Source organism: Nitrosomonas sp. (genome assembly GCF_021731985.1).
Lineage (GTDB): Bacteria > Pseudomonadota > Gammaproteobacteria > Burkholderiales > Nitrosomonadaceae > Nitrosomonas.
This window is the reverse complement of the sequence record NZ_JAKFWH010000033.1, coordinates 1-19,134: the sequence shown is the minus strand read 5'-3', so window position 1 is coordinate 19,134 and position 19,134 is coordinate 1. Positions and strand designations below refer to the sequence as shown.

At 43.7% G+C, this 19,134-nt stretch carries 18 protein-coding genes and 1 tRNA gene; 12 read left to right on the top strand and 7 right to left on the bottom strand.

The features are described 5' to 3' along the window. Window positions 1-3: 3 nt before the first annotated feature. Window positions 4-624, top strand: coding sequence for a dephospho-CoA kinase (coaE, locus tag QZ942_RS04245; RefSeq protein ID WP_292993449.1), 621 nt, complete (start codon window positions 4-6; stop codon window positions 622-624). A 101-nt stretch (window positions 625-725) separates the two neighbouring features. Beyond that, window positions 726-1,481: a cell division protein ZapD gene (gene zapD / locus QZ942_RS04240; RefSeq protein ID WP_292993448.1), complete on the top strand. Its 756-nt coding sequence runs from the start codon at window positions 726-728 to the stop codon at window positions 1,479-1,481. A gap of 43 nt (window positions 1,482-1,524) precedes the next feature. Here zapD and cphA (QZ942_RS04235) read toward each other — a convergent pair whose 3' ends face one another. Beyond that, window positions 1,525-4,098: a cyanophycin synthetase gene (gene cphA, locus QZ942_RS04235; RefSeq protein ID WP_292993447.1), complete on the bottom strand. Its 2,574-nt coding sequence runs from the start codon at window positions 4,096-4,098 to the stop codon at window positions 1,525-1,527. Next, window positions 4,095-6,425 carry a cyanophycin synthetase gene (cphA, locus tag QZ942_RS04230; protein ID WP_292993446.1) on the bottom strand — a complete coding sequence of 777 codons (2,331 nt, stop codon included), beginning with the start codon at window positions 6,423-6,425 and terminating at the stop codon, window positions 4,095-4,097. Before cphA (QZ942_RS04230) ends, cphA (QZ942_RS04235) begins: the two co-directional genes overlap by 4 nt. Before the next feature lie 385 nt (window positions 6,426-6,810). Between cphA (QZ942_RS04230) and QZ942_RS04225 the strand changes: the two genes are divergently transcribed. From QZ942_RS04225 to QZ942_RS04190, 8 genes are all read left to right on the top strand, one after another. Next, window positions 6,811-8,103, top strand: a complete 1,293-nt coding sequence (locus tag QZ942_RS04225) for an HlyC/CorC family transporter (protein ID WP_292993445.1) — start codon at window positions 6,811-6,813, stop codon at window positions 8,101-8,103. 140 nt (window positions 8,104-8,243) lie between these two features. Continuing rightward, window positions 8,244-8,320 (top strand) — tRNA-Arg (locus QZ942_RS04220). A gap of 186 nt (window positions 8,321-8,506) precedes the next feature. Beyond that, a complete protein-coding gene (locus QZ942_RS04215) occupies window positions 8,507-9,106 on the top strand; it encodes a riboflavin synthase (RefSeq protein ID WP_292993444.1) in 600 nt (199 codons plus the stop codon). A gap of 22 nt (window positions 9,107-9,128) precedes the next feature. Further along, window positions 9,129-10,229, top strand: coding sequence for a bifunctional 3,4-dihydroxy-2-butanone-4-phosphate synthase/GTP cyclohydrolase II (gene ribBA / locus QZ942_RS04210; RefSeq protein WP_292993443.1), 1,101 nt, complete (start codon window positions 9,129-9,131; stop codon window positions 10,227-10,229). Window positions 10,230-10,292: 63 nt separating this feature from the next. After that, window positions 10,293-10,775 (top strand): 6,7-dimethyl-8-ribityllumazine synthase, encoded by a 483-nt coding sequence (gene ribH / locus QZ942_RS04205; RefSeq protein ID WP_292993442.1) that lies wholly within the window; start codon window positions 10,293-10,295, stop codon window positions 10,773-10,775. Further along, window positions 10,772-11,272, top strand: a complete 501-nt coding sequence (gene nusB, locus QZ942_RS04200) for a transcription antitermination factor NusB (protein ID WP_292993441.1) — start codon at window positions 10,772-10,774, stop codon at window positions 11,270-11,272. Before ribH ends, nusB begins: the two co-directional genes overlap by 4 nt. Before the next feature lie 12 nt (window positions 11,273-11,284). Beyond that, window positions 11,285-12,256: a thiamine-phosphate kinase gene (gene thiL, locus QZ942_RS04195; RefSeq protein WP_292993440.1), complete on the top strand. Its 972-nt coding sequence runs from the start codon at window positions 11,285-11,287 to the stop codon at window positions 12,254-12,256. Next, window positions 12,237-12,785: a phosphatidylglycerophosphatase A gene (locus tag QZ942_RS04190; RefSeq protein WP_292993439.1), complete on the top strand. Its 549-nt coding sequence runs from the start codon at window positions 12,237-12,239 to the stop codon at window positions 12,783-12,785. The genes thiL and QZ942_RS04190 overlap by 20 nt, the downstream gene beginning before the upstream one ends. Before the next feature lie 133 nt (window positions 12,786-12,918). On the opposite strand, the gene QZ942_RS04185 is transcribed toward QZ942_RS04190, so the two are convergent. From QZ942_RS04185 to QZ942_RS04165, 5 genes are all read right to left on the bottom strand, one after another. Beyond that, window positions 12,919-13,161 carry a hypothetical protein gene (locus QZ942_RS04185; RefSeq protein WP_292993438.1) on the bottom strand — a complete coding sequence of 81 codons (243 nt, stop codon included), beginning with the start codon at window positions 13,159-13,161 and terminating at the stop codon, window positions 12,919-12,921. A 281-nt stretch (window positions 13,162-13,442) separates the two neighbouring features. Beyond that, on the bottom strand, window positions 13,443-13,793 hold the full coding sequence (locus QZ942_RS04180) for a hypothetical protein (RefSeq protein ID WP_292993437.1): 351 nt from the start codon (window positions 13,791-13,793) through the stop codon (window positions 13,443-13,445). Window positions 13,794-13,891: 98 nt separating this feature from the next. After that, window positions 13,892-14,524 carry a DedA family protein gene (locus QZ942_RS04175; protein ID WP_292993436.1) on the bottom strand — a complete coding sequence of 211 codons (633 nt, stop codon included), beginning with the start codon at window positions 14,522-14,524 and terminating at the stop codon, window positions 13,892-13,894. 439 nt (window positions 14,525-14,963) lie between these two features. Then, on the bottom strand, window positions 14,964-15,164 hold the full coding sequence (locus tag QZ942_RS04170) for a YbdD/YjiX family protein (protein ID WP_292993435.1): 201 nt from the start codon (window positions 15,162-15,164) through the stop codon (window positions 14,964-14,966). 18 nt (window positions 15,165-15,182) lie between these two features. After that, window positions 15,183-17,255: a carbon starvation CstA family protein gene (locus QZ942_RS04165; protein ID WP_292993434.1), complete on the bottom strand. Its 2,073-nt coding sequence runs from the start codon at window positions 17,253-17,255 to the stop codon at window positions 15,183-15,185. Between the two features lie 117 nt (window positions 17,256-17,372). On the opposite strand from QZ942_RS04165, the gene QZ942_RS04160 reads away from it, so the two are divergent. After that, window positions 17,373-18,443 carry an ATP-binding protein gene (locus QZ942_RS04160; RefSeq protein WP_292993433.1) on the top strand — a complete coding sequence of 357 codons (1,071 nt, stop codon included), beginning with the start codon at window positions 17,373-17,375 and terminating at the stop codon, window positions 18,441-18,443. A gap of 34 nt (window positions 18,444-18,477) precedes the next feature. Continuing rightward, entirely contained in the window at window positions 18,478-19,053 is a 576-nt protein-coding gene (locus QZ942_RS04155; protein ID WP_292993432.1) for a hypothetical protein, read from the top strand. The last annotated feature ends 81 nt before the right edge of the window (window positions 19,054-19,134 follow it).

The following is a 19,134-nucleotide window of genomic DNA, read 5'->3' as shown; positions in this document are numbered from 1 at the left end:
TTTATGGCCTTTGTCGTTGGATTGACTGGAGGGATTGGTTGTGGAAAATCGAGTGCCAGTCAATTTTTCTTAGATTTAGGTATTGACGTTGTGGACACCGATGTAATTGCTCGAAACTTAACCCAGCCTCATGGCTTAGCCATTAACTCAATTCGCAATGCATTCCAAGATAGTATGATTGCAGTAGATGGTTCTTTGGATAGGGAAAAAATGCGTAACCTGATTTTTTCGGATAATGATTCACGGTTCAAGCTCGAAAAGATTCTACACCCCCTCATTCTTAAAGAAACTATTCAGAAAATTGCAGAAACCAAGTCTTCCTACATCATAATCGTCATTCCCTTGTTATTTGAAACGAATGATTATGACAATATTATTCAACGTATTCTGATTGTCGATTGTGAGGAGCAGCAGCAAATTTTAAGAACCATGGCGCGTAGCAATTTGTCTGAACAGCAGGTAAGAGCAATTATGGCAGCACAGACCTCGCGAAAAGCGCGCTTACAAAAAGCCGATGATGTTATCATCAACGATCAGGATATTAATTACCTGAAAGCACAGGTAATTCAGCTGCATCATAAATATCTCACTCTTTCAGAGAATAAACTGGATACTGGGATTTAGCTGTTAAGAAATTATTTGGGAAATTTTATTTTTTTGTGAAATAATCTAATTTAAGGCAAGATTTTAATATCTCTAATCTTTCTTGTGGATGCATAGCTATTGTGATTTGTTACGAACACCCGCTCAATGAACGTATCCGTACTCTTCTGCGACTTGAGGATTTATTTAATAAAATTGATTTCTTCTCAACTAAAGATACCGCCACTGAGCATCATGCTTCGCTGATCGCGTTATTTGAAGTCCTTGAAATTACCAGTCGCGCAGATATTAAATCAGATTTATTACAAGAGCTTGAGCGACAAAAGCAGATACTTGAGATGTTACGCAGAAATCCGGATGTTTCTGAGGTAGCACTCGATAATGTGCTTAATGGTATTAAAACCACTTTCCGGGAAATGCTGGATTTCCCCGGAAAAGTCGGAGAGCATTTACGAGAGAACGAATGGCTAATGACAATCAAGCAGCGTATTGGGATACCGGGTGGTTGTTGTGTGTTTGATTTGCCATCTTATCATTATTGGTTGAATTTAGACCCGGTTCACCGGCATAGTGACTTTGACGAATGGCTAACACCATTTCAATCCATACGCAATGCATTTGGGATTGTGCTTCACCTACTGAGAAAGAGTGGAAAAACTTTTCAAGTTGTCGCAAATCAAGGTATTTTCCAGCAAACTGGCTCGGAATATTCGGCACATATGCTGAGATTAAACTTAAGTGACCAACTGCCTTGTGTGCCTGAAATCAGTGCTAACAAATATGCTCTGAATATTCGTTTCATCCCCACGCAATCAGGCCAAAGAAACAAAGTTTACGAAGGGGATGTTAAATTTGAACTCACCTTCTGTAATCTTTAGTCAAGAGCTAAGTCATCCAGAAAGATGACTTAGCAATCAACAATCAGCCTAATGCAATACGATTATTTATTTGCCCAAGTGATTGTTCTACTTGATCAACCAAAATAAGACATAATTCACCATCCTGTAAATTGGATAGCGCTGCATCAATTGCGATTGCCTCTCCAACTATTTCACTTATTTTTTGAGTACGCCTGGCATTGCCTAAACCTTCTCGCAATAATGTCAGTACTTCTCCATCCGCACGGCCGCGCTGACATTGATCTTGATAAAGCACTACTTCATCAAATGCATCACCAAGAATTCTTGTTTGCTGGCGGATGTCTTCATCACGCCGATCCCCAGCGGCACTAATGACTACTGAGCGTCTCTTGGACGGAATATTATCTATCGCGCTTACAAGTGCCTGTATTGCATCAGGATTGTGTCCATAATCAGCGATCAAGGTAGCATTGCGATAATTGAAAAGATTAAAGCGTCCCGGCGCGGTCTGTATATTACTTACAAAACCAGCTACGCCGGCATGAATAACAGCCCAATCTAATCCAAGTGCCCAACCGGCCCCAACAGCAGCCATCACATTTTCTATTTGAAAGTTGATGCTGCCATTTTTTGTCAATGGAATTTCATTCAGAGGTATCCGGTATTCATCACCCCCACCCGCAGCGACAATACAGCCATCTTTTACATAGATTACACGCTTATGCTGGGCATGGTGCATTGCTAGCACCGGATGGTGACTATCTCGCGCAAAGAAGATAACTGAGCCAGGACAATGATCAGCCATGCTGGCGACGAGTGGATCGGCGGCATTTAGCACAGCAAAACCGGTGCTTGGAGTTACATTCTGGACAACGATGCGTTTAACCGCTGCCAGTTCTTCCGCAGTGTTGACATATGCCATACCAAGATGATCACCCATACCAATATTGGTCACTACAGCAACGTGGCAGTGATCAATCCCCAAGCCTTCGCGCAATAATCCACCTCGCGCAGTTTCTAAGACAGCTGCATCGACATCTGGGTGAGAAAGAATGTTCCTCGCACTTTTTGGACCGCTACAATCTCCGGTATCGATACACTGCCCATCGACATATACGCCATCTGTAGACGTAATACCCACACATTTGTTATCTTTTTCTAATATATTGGCAATCAGGCGCGTTGTCGTTGTTTTGCCGTTGGTTCCTGTTACTGAGATCACCGGAATGCGTGCATTCTGTCCATGAGGAAACATATAGTCGATGATTGCTTCACCCACTGCACGCCCTTTACCAAAAGAAGGTTGCAAGTGCATCCGCAAACCAGGTGCTGCATTAATCTCGATGACCCCGCCACCTTGCTCTTCCAATGAACTCATAACATTGTCGCAGACAACATCGACACCACAAATATCCAATCCGACTACTTTTGCAGCAGCAACCACACGCGCTGCCAACTCAGGATGAACATCATCGGTCACATCAGTTGCTGTACCGCCTGTCGATAAATTGGCATTGTTGCGTAACACAATTCGCATTCCTTTGACCGGAATCGATTCAGCCGTTAATCCCTGTGCTGCCAGATGAGCTATAGAAATCTCATCAAGATGAATTTTAGTCAATGTAGTAACGTGACCTTCTCCACGCATTGGATCACGATTAATTTGCGCTACCAATTCATAAATGCTTTGCACGCCATCGCCAATCACTTGTGGCGGGTCACGGCGTGCAGCAGCAACCAGCTTATTACCAACAACCAGCATGCGATAATCATGTCCGGGAATATAACGTTCTACCAGAACATTATCACTGATTTCGGCTGCGATCATATAAGCCGTTTTTACTTGTTCTGCGCTAACAAGATTAACGGTTACGCCTTTACCTTGATTACTATCTTTGGGTTTTATTACTACCGGGATACCTATTTCGCAGGCTGCGACCCAGGCATCTTCTACGCTTGTTACCTCTCGACCGAGAGGCACAGGTATACCAGCTGCATGCAACAAGGTTTTGGTCAATTCTTTATCCTGTACAATTGCTTCCGCAACAGCGCTGGTCATATCGCTTTCAGAAGCTTGAATACGACGTTGCTTACTACCCCACCCAAATTGGACCAAGCTGCCTTCCGTTAAGCGACGAAATGGAATGTCGCGCGCAACAGCAGCTTGAACAATAGCGCCCGTGCTCGGCCCTAGACGTATATCTTCATTGAGTTCACGTAAACGATGTATAGCATCGGTTACATCAAACGCAGTATCTTCAATGGCTGCAAAACACAAAGCTTGCGCCAGCTCAAAAGCAAGTTTGCCAACTTTCTCTTCAGTGTAACCGACTATGACGCGATAGGTATCGGCATCTGGTGTTAGAACGGTACGGCTAAACGTTATCGGGCAACCTGCTTGAACTTGTAACCCGAGTGTAGCAAATTCAAGTACATGCGCTATCGTAACTGCTTCATGATGACCCGCAGGTTGAAGTGAAGAAATCTCTGGAAAACGCTCACGTAATCGTGCTTCAAAACCAGGGATGGCATCAATCTTATTTTCGGATCCACTGCAAACGATAGTAGCTTCAATAGAGGTGTGCTGACTCCATAAATTTGGTCCGCGCAATGCTCGAGTACGCAAAACTTTCATAACTTGATTCCTTGAGTTTGTAATCCGATTGGGAAATTCTGATTTTCTGGCTTAAATTTTTCCTGACTGAAACCAAAAGTTTCAATCCCGATACGTATAAGATCAGGTTCAATACCTAATGCCCATGCAGCTCCGATAGCTGCCAATACATTTTCTATTTCTTGCGGGCTATGTTTACCTGTTGCTGCGGGTATCTCCATCAACCTGACCAGCGGTAATTCATCAGAGCCGGTAACAAGCATGATTGTGCTATTGCGTACTATCACCGCACGTTTACCTTGCTTGGGACCTGTTCCATTGATGCGATGTTGATTAATTACTGGCAAGTCTGGGCTAATGCTGAAGAAAATTACTTCACCATGGCACAATTCGGATATCTCAACCAACATTTCTTCCCTGGCATTGAGCACTGCAGTGCCGATAGGTAGCTTCACTCCTTCTTCGACATCATCGATAGCTGCAGCAGTCGGTGTCACTACATCAACTTGTGTGCGTAGTACAGTAAAAACTTGTTTCAGTGTTTCGATTCCATAACGGCCAAAATGACTAGCTGGATCAGCATTAGTGATGACGCCAACCTGACAGCTATCGTATACCAGCCCCTCATTGAGTATGGCCTCAAAGCCATTCTCAAGGACCGCAGCTTCAATAGTAGGATTCATCAGTGTACGGTTAGCTGCCGTCCAACTGGCGCTGTTGTTTTTATCAATTTGTCTGTAATCCTGATAAAGACCATTGCTACATGCTAAGCCAGTTTGTTTACCTGAAAGAATAAGCAATCTGGCAACAAGATAAGCGACAGTTGTCTTACCATAACTACCCGTAATTCCCACAATAGGGATACGACCGTTATCTTGATTTGGAAATAAATGATCTACTATTGCTTTCCCCACAGGGCGTGGTGTACCCACTGCCGGTTTAATATGCATCAACAGACTTGGGCCGGCATTTACCTCTACAATCGCACCGCTTTGTTCGCTCAGTGGGCGTGAAATATCGCTAGTTACCAGATCAATGCCGGCAATATCCAGACCGATGATACGCGCAGCGAGTGATGCAATGGATGCAGTACTTGGGTGAACTTGATCGGTTACATCAAATGCATGATTGCCGTTACGCTGAATCAAAACTTTTGTGCCGATTGGTACAATCGAGTCACTGTGATAACCCTGGTGGGCAATCTCCATTTGTGCTGCATTATCCAAGCGGATTAGATTAAGCGGATGATCTTCCGTTGATCCACGACGAGGATCAGAATTGATTTGAGATTCGATTAATTCAACTATAGTCGAAGCACCATCTCCAATTACTGATACCGAATCACCTTGCGTAGCGGCTATAAGCTGTCCGCCAACGATTAACAAGCGATGTTCAGTGCCTGCAATATAGCGCTCAACTAATACACCTGTGCCTTCTTTTAAGGCCATGTAATAAGCCGATTCAATTTCTTCCCGGCGGCTTAATTCAATAAAAACGCCGCGCCCATGGTTTCCATCACAAGGCTTTATGACTACCGGCATACCGATGTCATTAGCTACTTCCCAGGCAGCTTCAGCACTCTCAACGATGCGTCCTTCTGGAACAGGGACGCCACAAGACTGTAATAATGTTTTTGTCAAATCTTTGTCACGGGAAATGCTTTCTGCAATAGCCGGTGTACGATCTGTCTCAGCGGTCCAGATGTGCCGGGAACGAGCACCATATCCCAGTTGCACAAGATTTCCTTTAGTGAGGAGCCGGGTGGCTGGAATATTACGTGCGATAGCAGCATCCACAATACAAGCTGTAGAAGGGCCAAGCCAGAGTGAATCAACCAAGTCCCGAAGATGTCTGATAGTACCTTCGACATCATACGATGGGTTGTGAGATTGCTGAAGGTTCATAGCTGCCAGCACTAATTCACGCGCAGAATACAAAGCAGTTTTTGTAATTTCTGCATGCCAGGCACTTAATGCAACCTTATATACACCACGTACCGAGGTTTCACGGGCTCTGCCAAAACCGCCACGCATTCCAGCCAGATTTTGCAGTTCCAGAGTTACATGTTCGAGAATATGGCATGGCCACGTACCTTCCTTTACTCGGCGTAAAAAACCGCCACGTTCTTCATAGCTACAACGGTGTTCGATCAGTGATGGAAGCCATTCTGACAGCCGCTCATAAAAGCCTGGAATCGTATCAGAAGGAAAATCTTCAAGTTCGCCAATATCAACCGTTGCTTCGAGAGCGGGGTAATAAGTCCAAATATTTGGGCCATTCAAGTGCTTGATTTCAAGAAACTTGATATCTTTAGCGCTATTGCAATTTAGATTTGAGCAGTCAGACATAGAATTTGAATCAGAAAGAAGAGATGTTATTAACGCTGCTCAAATTAATAGGTTTACAAGAACTCAAACAATTTTCGAATACATTGATTGTTCAATTTGTTTTTGATAAACCTAATTTTCGTTTTGTGTTTTGTTACCGGAGTTAGGTGGGAATGTTGTTGAACTCATAACCAGAATTCAAATGCTGCTGCAAAATTAGCCATACTGCCCTCAGTTGGATCGTTAGCAATTAAATGATTGCTATAAATGTAAACAACAATTGTTTAGCCAAATAACTTTTCTTGTTGACAAACATTTGTTTGAATCCAAAATAGACAACTGCATGGCTTAGAGTTTCTACTATTTATCGATTTTAATGATTTTTATTACATAATAAAGGTGTTGTTTGGAAGACGTTCCGCTGCACATCATGCTGATTGCATTGGTGTTTTTGTTGATTCTATCTGGCTTTTTTTCCTTGTCTGAAACCAGCATGATGGCGATTAATCGTTATCGCTTGCGGCACCTAGCTAAGCAAGGGCATCGTGGTGCCCGGTTGACGGTTAAATTACTTGAGAATACGGATCGATTGCTGGGTGTTATTTTGCTGGGAAATAATTTACTTAACACGGCTTCTGCAACATTGGTGGCTGTCATCATTGCTACTTTCTTTGCCCATGATGACTTCGCATTACTTATTGGAACAATAGCCGTTACTTTTGCCATTCTGATATTTAGTGAAATTACGCCAAAAGTTATCGCAGCAGCTTATCCGGAACGTATTGCTCTTGCGGCAAGTTATGTGTTAACCCCATTGTTGACCATTTGTTATCCCATTGTATGGTTCGTTAATTTGTTTGTCAGTGGACTGCTGATTCTGTTTCGATTGAAACCCAAAAAGGGCGAGCTTGAACAGAAAATAAGTACGGAAGAACTTAAAACACTGGTGTTAGAAGGCGGGCATTTCATACAACATAAGCACCAAAGCATGTTGCTGAACTTATTTGATCTTGAAACCATTACGGTTGACGATGTGATCGTGCCACGTAGTCAAATCGAAGCGATTGATTTAAATGCAGATGACGATGTTATCCATACGCAATTATTGACTTGTCATCATACTCGTTTACCGATATACCGCGAACGCATGGATAACATTGTCGGCATTGTTCATGTGCGCAAAGTACTAAACCAAATGCAAGGAGGAAAAATAACGGCCGCCACACTCGAGAAAGTCATGCGTGCTCCCTATTTTATTCCTTCTGGAACATCATTATTTTCGCAATTACAATTGTTCCAAGAGAGCCAGAAACGAGTCGGTTTGGTGGTTGATGAATACGGTGAGTGGATGGGACTGGTTACACTGGAAGATATTATAGAAGAGATTATTGGAGAATTTACGACACAAGCGCCGACCCAAACCAGCGCTTTTCTGAAGCAGGAAGATGGCAGTATTATTGTGGAGGGAAGCACCTTGTTGCGCGATTTAAATAGAAAACTTGGTTTTCAGTTTCCACTGGATGGTCCAAAAACTTTGAACGGCTTGATATTGGAGTATTTTGAGGATATTCCCGAAGCAGGAACTGGACTTAATATTGCGGGTTATCCGATGGAAATCATTCAAACAAAAAACCGGGTTGTGAAAACTGTCAAAATTTTTCCTGTTTCAGCAGAAACAGAAGCGAAGAATCCCGAATAGTTTTAAGATTTTCTAGAGACGAGCTGTGGACATTGTTAAGTTTGCAAAATGATTGCATTAAGGATTATCCAAGTTGGACGAGAGTTATAAAAGCAGTTATCCTGTCGGCCGGTAAATGGCATAACAGTTTGTTCACCAAAGCGCCCATAGCTCAGCTGGATAGAGTACCGCCCTCCGAAGGCGGGGGTCGCACGTTCGAATCGTGTTGGGCGCGCCAATAGGTTATATCGTTTTTTTCAACGCATCGCCTTGATTCTCACAACGTTACTTTCATTACTTGAAGTACTACAAGGTATATACTTACAAAAGTACGAAATTTGTAGTTTGCACGTCACATTGCTATCAATTCGTTGATGCATATCCTATCATTCGTGTCATATCTGAACTTATAGAACATATTGGGATGTTTACCGGAATCATACAAGCAGTAGGTGAAATAAAACAGATTCGCCCTATCCAGGGACATAGCGACAACGGGTTGTCCCTAGAGATTTCCGCCGGGGAAATGGATCTGAGCGATGTCATGGCGGGTGACAGTATTGCTGTGAGTGGTGTTTGTCTAACGGTCACAACGTTAACCGGCAACCTGTTTACGGTAGATGTTTCGCAGGAAACGCTCAGCTGTACACAGGGTCTGGATCAGGTTGGTATGCACATTAATCTGGAGAAAGCCATGCGCTTATCTGACCGGCTGGGTGGACATTTGGTCAGTGGTCATGTGGATGCGACTGGAACAGTGGTTAAATTTGAGCCTATCGGGGAGAGTTTTGTATTGGTCATTCAAGCGCCAGAATCAATATTGCGATATCTTACCCATAAAGGTTCTATTACCGTCAATGGCGTGAGCCTGACAGTTAATCAAATTGAGGGTAATGAGTTTTCTGTTAACCTCATTCCACATACCTTGGCGGTAACCACGCTGCAAGAACTTGCACCGGGAATGCGTGTAAATCTGGAAACAGACATGCTGGCGCGATATGTGGCAAGACTACTCAATATTTAAGGTTAATCAGGGTTAAACAGACATGAGAATCAGTGCTATCCAAGACATTATTGACGATCTTAGATTGGGTAAAATGGTCATTCTTATTGACGAAGAGGATCGCGAGAATGAAGGGGATCTGGTTCTGGCTGCCGATTTTGTGACGCCGGAGGCTATCAATTTTATGGCTACCCACGGCCGTGGATTGATTTGTTTAACGCTGACTGAGGAAAGGTGCCACCAATTAGATTTGCCTTTGATGGTGTCAGCCAACCGTGCTCCCTTGGGTACCAATTTTACGCTTTCCATAGAAGCAGCCAGCGGTGTAACCACAGGTATTTCTGCCGCTGACCGAGCACGTACCATTCAAGTCGCCGTTCAAGCGGATGCCAAACCACAAGATATTGTGCAACCAGGGCATATTTTTCCGCTAATGGCCCAGAAAGGCGGTGTCCTGGTTCGCGCGGGGCATACTGAAGCCGGTTGTGATTTAGCCAGAATGGCCGGTTTGACAGCAGCCTCGGTGATTTGTGAGATATTGAAAGAAGACGGTAGCATGGCGAGATTACCCGATCTCATAGAATTTGCACATAAACATCAACTCAAAATTGGCGCGATAGCCGATTTGATTCAATATCGCAGCCAGACTGAAAGCTTGGTAACGCGTGTTGCTGAGCGCGCAATTCAAACGCTGCATGGAGAATTTCTGCTGACAGCTTATCGTGATGAAATAGCCAATACAACACACTTGGCTTTGGTTAAGGGCGAAATAAACCCAACAACTGAAACCTTGGTGCGCGTGCATGAGCCGTTGTCGGTCATTGATCTGCTGGATATTGATGATAACACGCATTCCTGGAGCATCCATGATGCCATGAAGTTGATTGCCGAAGCGGGGCAAGGTGTTATCGTTCTTCTACATCGCAAAGAAAGTCCAGCTAAATTGATTGAGCGCGTTCAATTGAGGGAGTCGCGTTTTCCCGGCTCAATCAAGACGGATCTTCGTGATCACGGTATTGGCGCGCAAATACTGAAAGATCTTAACGTAGGAAAAATGCGATTGATGTCAGCACCGAGAAAAATGCCCAGTGTGACAGGATTCGGTTTGGAAGTAACCAGTTACGTGGATACGCCCAACCTATAAAATTTAAATCTTAAGTGATCAAGAATTGATCACGATTAATCAATAGACTTACAGGAGTCAGATATGCCGTACTATGACGATATTCTTGAATTTGAACCGAATTTGGATGGAACTGAACTGCGTATCGGCATTGTCATGAGCCGTTTTAACATTGATGTGGGGGAAGGTTTACTCAGTGCCTGTACCGCAGAGCTTAAGAAAAATGGTGTGCAAGATTCGAACATACTGCTTGTGACCGTGCCTGGAGCATTGGAAATTCCACTGGCATTAAAAAGAATGGCTCTGTCCGATCAGTTTGATGCTTTGATTGCATTGGGTGCGGTAATTCGGGGAGATACTTATCATTTTGAAGTCGTTGCTAACGAATCTGCGCGCGGCTTAATCATGGTGCAGATTGAAACAGAAATTCCTGTCGCCAATGGAATTTTGACGACGGATAATGATGATCAAGCGATTGCCAGAATGAGTCAAAAAGGAATGGAATCCGCGCAGGTTGCACTGGAAATGGCTAATTTGCATATAAAAATTGATGAAATCGATTTATGAGTAGCACGTTGACCGAAGCAAATTCCAACACGAGCCCGAAGACGGATAAACATAAAAGCCGCCGCCGGATTGCACGCGAGTTTGTGTTGCAGGGTATTTATCAGTGGCGGGTTGCTGGCGGTACGGCGAATTTTATTGAGCAACAATTACGGGAATCCGAAGAATTCAAGCATGTTGATGAGAAACACTTCACTAACTTACTGCAAGGTGTGCTCAAGGATGTTGAGGGATTGGAAAAATGTATCCAGCCCTGTTTGGATCGTCCTTTGCATGAATTAAGTCCGGTGGAATTTGCAATTTTATTATTGAGCACTTTTGAGTTAATGCATCATCTGGAGATTCCTTATCGCGCAATTATCAATGAAGCGATAGAGCTAGCCAGAACTTATGGTGGCAGTGATGGGTATAAATATGTGAATGGCGTGCTGGATAAACTGGCCATTCAATTGCGCGCTGTTGAGATAGCAGCACCAAGAATGTCAAGAAATCAAGTTTAGTATTAATACGGCATGTGTTCAGAGTTCGATATTATTCGCCGCTATTTCAAACGAACTGCAACTCAAGCAGTGCTGGGAATTGGTGATGATGCTGCACTGATTAAAGCCACTGACAATACAGAATTAGCTATCTCAACGGATACTCTGGTGTGTGGTAAACATTTCTTTGCAGACACTGATCCTTACAAACTAGGATACAAATCCTTAGCAGTTAATCTCTCGGATATGGCTGCAATGGGCGCAAAGCCTCGCTGGGCATTGTTGGCCTTGACGTTGCCGGATAATTTGGTGCAACTTAATAAAGCCTGGTTAAGTGAATTTAGTGCGGGTTTTTTTGCACTGGCCGACTTCCATCAGGTAGAGTTAATCGGTGGAGACACGACTTCCGGGCCATTGAGTATCGGTGTGCAAATCATAGGGGAAGTTGAAGTAGGCAAAGCATTGCGCCGCAGCGGCGCCAAATTGGATGATGATATTTGGATTTCCGGACGATTAGGCGATGCTGCCTTGGCGCTTAATCATGAATTGCAGCAAATAGTCCTAAAACCCAATGAAATTGAGAAATGTTTGCCTGCGTTACTGATGCCGACCGCAAGGGTCGAGTTAGGACAACGTTTGATCGGTCTGGCGCATAGCGCTATTGATATATCCGATGGATTAATGGCGGATCTGGGACATATCCTGACCGCTTCTGAAAAGGCGGCCTCCATCAATATGACCGATATCCCCTGTTCACCGGTAATAAAAAAATACTTGCAGCAACCCCTGGTAATGCGCTGTTTATTGGCTGGTGGAGATGATTATGAACTGTGCTTTACAGCCCCGACAATGAATCGCGAGAAAATTGAAAATCTTTCTGCTGGATTGGCTATTCCGCTTACCCGCATTGGTGAGATTTTCTCAGGTGAGGGTTTGATTGTGAAAGATGCCAAGGGGAGTGTAATCACATTGGAGACCAAAGGATATGACCACTTCAGTGCCTAAAGCTTATGACTTGTCGAGTGACCAGTCTACTCAATTTCAACCGGATTTTGCTTTAATTTACAGTCATCCCGCCTATTTCATCGCCTTTACAGGCGGTGTTGGATTAAGCCCCATCGCTCCCGGCACGATGGGAACACTGGTTGCGTTTCCATTATTTTGGCTACTTAATTATTATCTCAACCCAGTTTATCTTTTACTATTGATAGACATCATGTTTATTGTAGGCATCTGGGCATGCGGTCTTAGCGGCAAGGCTTTGGGTGATCCGGATCATGGCGGCATGGTGTGGGATGAAACCGTAGCATTTCTTTTGATTCTATTTTTTATACCGGCTGGTTGGGCATGGCAGTTAGCCGCGTTTATTTTGTTTCGTCTGTTTGATATTGCCAAACCCCAGCCTATTCGATACTACGATCGCAATCTGGAAGGTGGTTTTGGTGTTATGTTTGATGATATGGTGGCGGCGTTTTTTACCTTGCTTTGCTTGGCCGGATGGAAAGCCTGGGTATTATCCGAAGGGTATTTTTAGTGATTGGAAAGTCAGAATTTGCAATTTGCATTACCAGGGAAAGCCTAGGATTTTCTGGCGCGTAAAATCACTAGACGCCATTCTGGCTACAGCAGAAAATCGGACATTTCTATTTGGCGTTGACAGGTGGCAACTATCGCTGATTCTTTTCTCCCTGTCGGTAAGCTGGCGGAATTTCCAATTCCGGCACCTTGTTTGCTTTCATGATTGTGGCACTGTCGGTGATGATACTTTGCATCAAAGATAAGCATCGCAAACGGCCTTTCAAAGCGACTGGAATCTGGCTGGTTGGGCCACTAGCCGTGGCCGGTTGCATCACGCTATTTTTGTTTCTGCCAGCAGATGCCAAGCTGGTATTTCCAATCTGGTCAGGCATCGGATTGATTTTTTATTTTCTGTACGGTTATCGGAAAAGCGCATGTTGCGCGAGGTATCGATAAACCGGTCGGTGGTGAAGATGTGATTGTCCCAGTTCGACCGCTCGTGGATTACTCCGCCGACAACACATCACCCAAAGGTAGGCATTAACAGACCGTTGAAAAACGTTTTCGAGGAAGCCGATGCAAGGCAAAAACAGGCGAAAAAGCGCAGTTTATGTTTAATAAATGAGCATTTTGAGTCTGTTTTTAACACAGCAGCGGCAATGCAGATAGTTTTTCAACGGCCTGTTAAACATTGTTCAGAAGCGATTCTTCCTAGGAAGCGACTTTCGCGGACGGGGTTCGTAACAACGCAGGCAATATGATCAACGTACAAATGAGTGTAAAAGCAAGTCCCACAGTAAGCAGGATACCCATGCTGGCAGTGCCCTGATGCGATGAAAACATTAAAACTTGCAAAATCCACCAAAGCAGTTAGAGCACTATTCATGCCCAGATTGCGCGAGATATAGATGCTGCTGGCTACGGCGATCAGTAGCGCCGCTAACAGTACCCAGAGCGCATATCGATAGGAGATGCTGGTCCAGTACGCGAAAGCACCATGAACACGGCTATGTGAAGTTTCCACTATTTTATCTCTTTTAACTTGCAATTCCCCGTGGTCTTGCCGCGGGGATAGGTGCAGGGCGCGCGGAGCAAGCTTATTAAGTCAATTCAGATGCATTTCTATTTTTTATAGCGATGCTTAAGATATTCAATCACGGGAGGCGTTATCGATAGAATAATGATTGCCAAAATAATGAGTTTGAAGTTTTGTTGGACCACTGGCAGCTGTCCGAAATAGAAACCAGCATAAACAAATATCCCGACCCATAGCACAGCACCGATGATGTTATAAGTAATAAAGGTGCGATAAGGCATGGTTCCAATGCCCGCGACAAACGGTGCGAAGGTGCGAATGATAGGAATAAAGCGCGCGATAATGATGGTTTTGGCGCCATATTTGAGATAAAAATCACGGGTTTTGTCGAGGTATTCGCGTTTGAAGAAGCGCGATTCCTGCGAAGTAAAAACCTTCGGGCCAGCCTTTTTTCCTATCCAATAATTCACGCTATCCCCCAAAATTCCGGCAACGCATAGTCCTACGAATAAGACATGCGGATTGAGTTGCGAATCTTCCAGCGATGCGAGCGAGCCTGCAGCAAATAATAGAGAATCTCCCGGCAACAGGGGCAACACGACAAGCCCGGTTTCACAGAATATGATCAGAAAAAGAATTCCATAAATCCAAAGCCCATACTCTGAGGCAAGCTGCTGCAGATGCTTGTCAATGTGAAGAATAAAATCAATAAGAAACATGCGTATAAAAGTAAGAAGATCCTGCAGATTAAATTTTCTCTCAATCTAGTTGGCAATGCATATTCGTGCAATTTAGTTTAAGCCAATTTAATTGATGACCGAACAGAGGACCATCTTCTGGTATCTGTGTAATGTGTTTCCGTAAAGATTTGTAATTTACAGCGTAATGAGAACTTTATAAAGGCTATAAAGAGTTATTGTGATAATTAAAACACAATAAATATCCCGTAAGTTACGTGCGTGAAATTTCTTGTATAAGAATGCCGCAATAAGCTACCGGATATCAAGCCGGCAATCAGTCGACAAGCGTCCGTTTCCATCAGTAAGGCAAATCGGTCGTGCTGGTTCACGTTTCTGTTGCCGGATTTAGCATGTGCAATGTCCAAAACTCCGCTCTTAAACGCAACTAAATTTCACGGCATAAAGATTTTGAAATTCTCTAACAACAACGGGTGATTTTTCCATTGCCGCCATAGCGCGCTTCCTGGCGTTCGCGGAAAAATTCTTCATGAGACATAACAGGGCGATCAGGATGTGCATTTCTCATGTGAGCAACATACGTGCCGTATTCCGGAACACCAACCATTAGCCGTAAGCTTTGTGAAAGCTGGCGCATTGCTTGCGTCATTCTGTTGACCATGATTTATTTCTCCAGTACTTATTTTTCAATTGTCGCGTGGACAGGTAATAATTCAAAAGGTGCTTCTTGTGTAGTCGGGTGACGAACAACGCGTGCTTGCAGCACGGTTTTAATTCCAAAAAACAGCATGCTGATGAGCACTGCCATGAAAAGACTGGCCAGTGATGCGTTCACATAATCATTGAAAATAACCTGCTGCATTTGCTCGATTGATTTGGCGGGTGCTAACACGATCCCATCCGCTACGGCATCCCGGTATTTATTGGCATGCGCCAGAAAACCAATGCGCGGATTAGCATCAAAAATCTTTTGCCACGCGGCGGTAAGTGTGCAGACGCAAACCCACGTCAGAGGGATAATAGTTACCCAGGCAAAACGATCAAGCTTCATTTTAAACAGCACACAGGTACACAAAATCAGCGCAATACCCGCTAACATCTGGTTGGAAATGCCAAACAACGGCCACAGCGTATTGATGCCGCCTAATGGATCAACCACACCCTGGTAGAGAAAATACCCCCAACCAGCGACGCAGATACCAGTGGCGATCAGGCTGGCAATCAACGAATCGGTGCGTTTCATCGTGGGGATGAACGAACCCAGCAAATCCTGCAGCATAAAACGCCCGGCACGAGTTCCGGCATCCACTGCCGTCAGGATGAACAGTGCTTCAAATAAAATGGCGAAATGGTACCAAAAAGCCATCATCGCGGTGCCGCCGACAACTTCCGACAAAATCTGTGCCATGCCAACAGCCAGCGTCGGTGCGCCACCGGTTCGAGAAATGATGCTGTGCTCGCCCACATTATGCGCGGTCTGGGTAATCATCTCGGGCGTGACATAAAAACCCCATTGCGAGATGGTTTGCGCGGCCGATTCCGCCGTCGTGCCGATGATTGCCGCCGGACTATTCATCGCAAAGTAGATGCCGGGTTCCAGCGTGGATGCAGCCACCAGCGCCATAATCGCAACAAACGATTCCATTAGCATGGCACCGTAACCAATGAAGCGCGCATCGGTTTCATTCTGAATCATTTTCGGCGTGGTACCGGAAGCAATCAGCGAATGAAAACCGGAAATCGCGCCGCAGGCGATGGTGATAAACAGAAAGGGGAAGAGACTGCCTGACCATACCGGTCCGGATCCGTCAATAAATTGCGTCAGCGCAGGCATTTTGAGTTCGGGCGAAATGATGATCACGCCGATCGCCAGTCCGACGATGGTTCCAATCTTCAAAAAGGTCGACAAATAATCGCGTGGTGCCAGTAACAACCAAACTGGCAGCACCGAAGCGATAAAGCCGTACCCAATCAGCAGCCAAGTCAACTGCTCGCCGGTCAGCGTAAAAATTGCCGCCCAAGCCGGATCTTCCTGTACATACTGCCCGGCCACAATCGACAACATCAACAACACAAAACCGATCAGCGAAACTTCCCCAATCGCACAAGGGCGGATATAACGCGAATAAATCCCCATGAACATCGCAATCGGAATCGTTGCCGCGACTGTGAACGTACCCCACGGTGACTCGGCCAGCGCCTTGACCACAATCAGCGATAACACCGCAAGCAAGATCAGCATGATAAAAAATGCGCCAAACATCGCGATCATGCCGGGAATATGCCCCAATTCGGATTTGATCAAATCGCCAAGCGAACGGCCATCACGACGAGTTGACACGAACAACACAATAAAATCCTGCACTGCCCCGGCAAACACCACGCCAGCCAGCAACCACAACATGCCCGGCAAATACCCCATCTGAGCGGCCAGAATCGGCCCCACCAACGGCCCCGCCCCGGCAATCGCAGCAAAGTGGTGCCCAAATAAAACATACTTGTGGGTTGGCACATGATCCAGGCCATCATTGAGTTTATGTGCCGGCGTCATGCGCGCGGGATCTAATTTCAACACTCGATTCGCGATGAACAGACTGTAAAAGCGATATGCAATGATATAAACGCAGACTGCTGCAATGACAATCCAGATGGCACCGATGGATTCGCCTTGATTCAGTGCGATGACGGCAAATGCGAAGGCTCCAGTGAGGGAAAATAATACCCAACTTATAACCCTAATTTGTTGACTCATAATATTCCTTATAGAATAGTTTTGACGGTTTATTTATCATCAATGGTTACGATAAAAATACATGAAAAGATTACATGAAATAATTTTATTTTCTTTATCAACAATTAGGATAACCACATGGATTTAATCATAAATGCAATAATTTCTGGTCTTACTAGTGCTGCCACGAAAGACCTCTATGATAAGTTGAAAAAGCTTTTATTCAAAAAAGACACTACTGGAAATCTTCCAAATGTACTTTCGGATATTGAAAAGAAAGCTAAGGGCGGAGAAACCAAGGATGAAAAAGATCTAATAGCATTGCTAATAGAAGCATTTAGGAAATCAGATATTGACTTCAATGATAGTGAGTTAAACGATGTAGCTAACAAGATTATCGGAATCAAAATCATAATCTCTCCGGAGAATCCTCCTCCTGCTCGTATTCATATATACAATTATAGATGGGGCAATAATAACAATAAAAAATCAGAACCCTACCATCTAGAGACATTCCAGCCCAACGATGAAGAACTTTTTAATACCCGTGGCATTTTTATCGATACAGTAGACTCGATCTGTGTAAAGATTAATGAGCATGAGTCTAATTTTATTACACTAGAAGGTGAATCAGGAAGTGGAAAATCATCGTTAGTACTAGCTGGGTTGGTTCCCAGATTAGCTAAAGAAGGCAATTGGAAATTTATTTACATTAAATTCAATGAGGATCCTTATCAGGAACTCGCTGCAGGTCTTGTCGCAATAAAAAAAGACATAAACGATCCCATAACTACCAATCCCAACGATATAGATCAATTATCTCTAGACATTAAAGCAAATGAGAAGGAATTAAAAAATTATTTTCAGGATATTAAAAATAAAAATTCTGGTACGCGAATACTATTAATTGCTGATCAACTCGATTCACTTTATACCAAGTGTACTCAAGAAGTTCGTACTCATTTTCTAACACTATTAAAAAATAGCCTTCCGAAAGAAAATTCGGATTCAATAGTGCTGATCGCAACTTTCGACTCGTCTTTCTTCCAGAAAGATGGAAACAATGATCAAGATTACAAAAATATTATAGGAAAAGATGTTAAAAAAATCCCAACTTTACAACCAGAAATTTTAAAGAAGCTAATTACAGAGCCAGCTTCCAAAGAAGAAGTTGAATTTGACGAATATGTAGTAGGAAAGATTAGGTGATAAAAAGAATGATCTTGTTCTGCTAGGTGCTACTTTGGAGAATCTATGGAATATAAAGAAAAATCATAGTTTAAAATTAATTACTAAGCGTGAATATATCGACAGTGGGGGTGTAGATAAAGCATTAGATTCCTTGGCAAAAGCGAATTATAACACTCTGGAAGATACGGATACGAAAGAAAAGGCTAGAAAATTATTTCTTCGCATGATCCATCATTATGATAAAACCAGTGGAAAAATTATCCCTAGGAGCATCACGGTTAGATCTGGTGAGTATGCTGATCTGATTAAAAAACTATCAAGAATAATCAGAACTACTAGTAATCCTAAGCCAGATGGAATTATTGAGATTGAGTTCTTCCATGCAAAGTTAGCTGAAAATTGGAAAGATCTACTGAATTGGATTGATAGCGAGCTAAATCTTAACTCAGCAAGAACTTTAGAAAGCGATGTCTACAAATGGAAAGAAATTCATAGTAGTCGATGGAAATTTTTAAACGACTGGAATTTTCTTCATTCAGGAGATCAATTAAAAAAGATTGGAAGCTTTTTCAGAATTATACACAGTAGTGTCCGGAGATTCGAGAATTGTCGCATGATAACTCGTTGAACGACCATTACTAAATGACATATTTTTCTGTAATCGATTTCAACTTGCGCCAAACTTCTGACTTTTGTCAGGAGATTGCAT

Bases quoted from the DNA above. Each gene is read 5' to 3' on its own strand.
- coaE (WP_292993449.1), top strand. From the start codon at position 4: ATGGCCTTTGTCGTTGGATTGACTGGAGGGATTGGTTGTGGAAAATCG.
- cphA (WP_292993447.1), bottom strand. From the start codon at position 4,098: ATGAAAGTTTTGCGTACTCGAGCATTGCGCGGACCAAATTTATGGAGT.
- cphA (WP_292993446.1), bottom strand. From the start codon at position 6,425: ATGTCTGACTGCTCAAATCTAAATTGCAATAGCGCTAAAGATATCAAG.
- QZ942_RS04215 (WP_292993444.1), top strand. From the start codon at position 8,507: ATGTTTACCGGAATCATACAAGCAGTAGGTGAAATAAAACAGATTCGC.
- ribBA (WP_292993443.1), top strand. From the start codon at position 9,129: ATGAGAATCAGTGCTATCCAAGACATTATTGACGATCTTAGATTGGGT.
- ribH (WP_292993442.1), top strand. From the start codon at position 10,293: ATGCCGTACTATGACGATATTCTTGAATTTGAACCGAATTTGGATGGA.
- nusB (WP_292993441.1), top strand. From the start codon at position 10,772: ATGAGTAGCACGTTGACCGAAGCAAATTCCAACACGAGCCCGAAGACG.
- thiL (WP_292993440.1), top strand. From the start codon at position 11,285: ATGTGTTCAGAGTTCGATATTATTCGCCGCTATTTCAAACGAACTGCA.
- QZ942_RS04190 (WP_292993439.1), top strand. From the start codon at position 12,237: ATGACCACTTCAGTGCCTAAAGCTTATGACTTGTCGAGTGACCAGTCT.
- QZ942_RS04185 (WP_292993438.1), bottom strand. From the start codon at position 13,161: ATGCCTGACCAGATTGGAAATACCAGCTTGGCATCTGCTGGCAGAAAC.
- QZ942_RS04175 (WP_292993436.1), bottom strand. From the start codon at position 14,524: ATGTTTCTTATTGATTTTATTCTTCACATTGACAAGCATCTGCAGCAG.
- QZ942_RS04170 (WP_292993435.1), bottom strand. From the start codon at position 15,164: ATGGTCAACAGAATGACGCAAGCAATGCGCCAGCTTTCACAAAGCTTA.
- QZ942_RS04165 (WP_292993434.1), bottom strand. From the start codon at position 17,255: ATGAGTCAACAAATTAGGGTTATAAGTTGGGTATTATTTTCCCTCACT.
- QZ942_RS04160 (WP_292993433.1), top strand. From the start codon at position 17,373: ATGGATTTAATCATAAATGCAATAATTTCTGGTCTTACTAGTGCTGCC.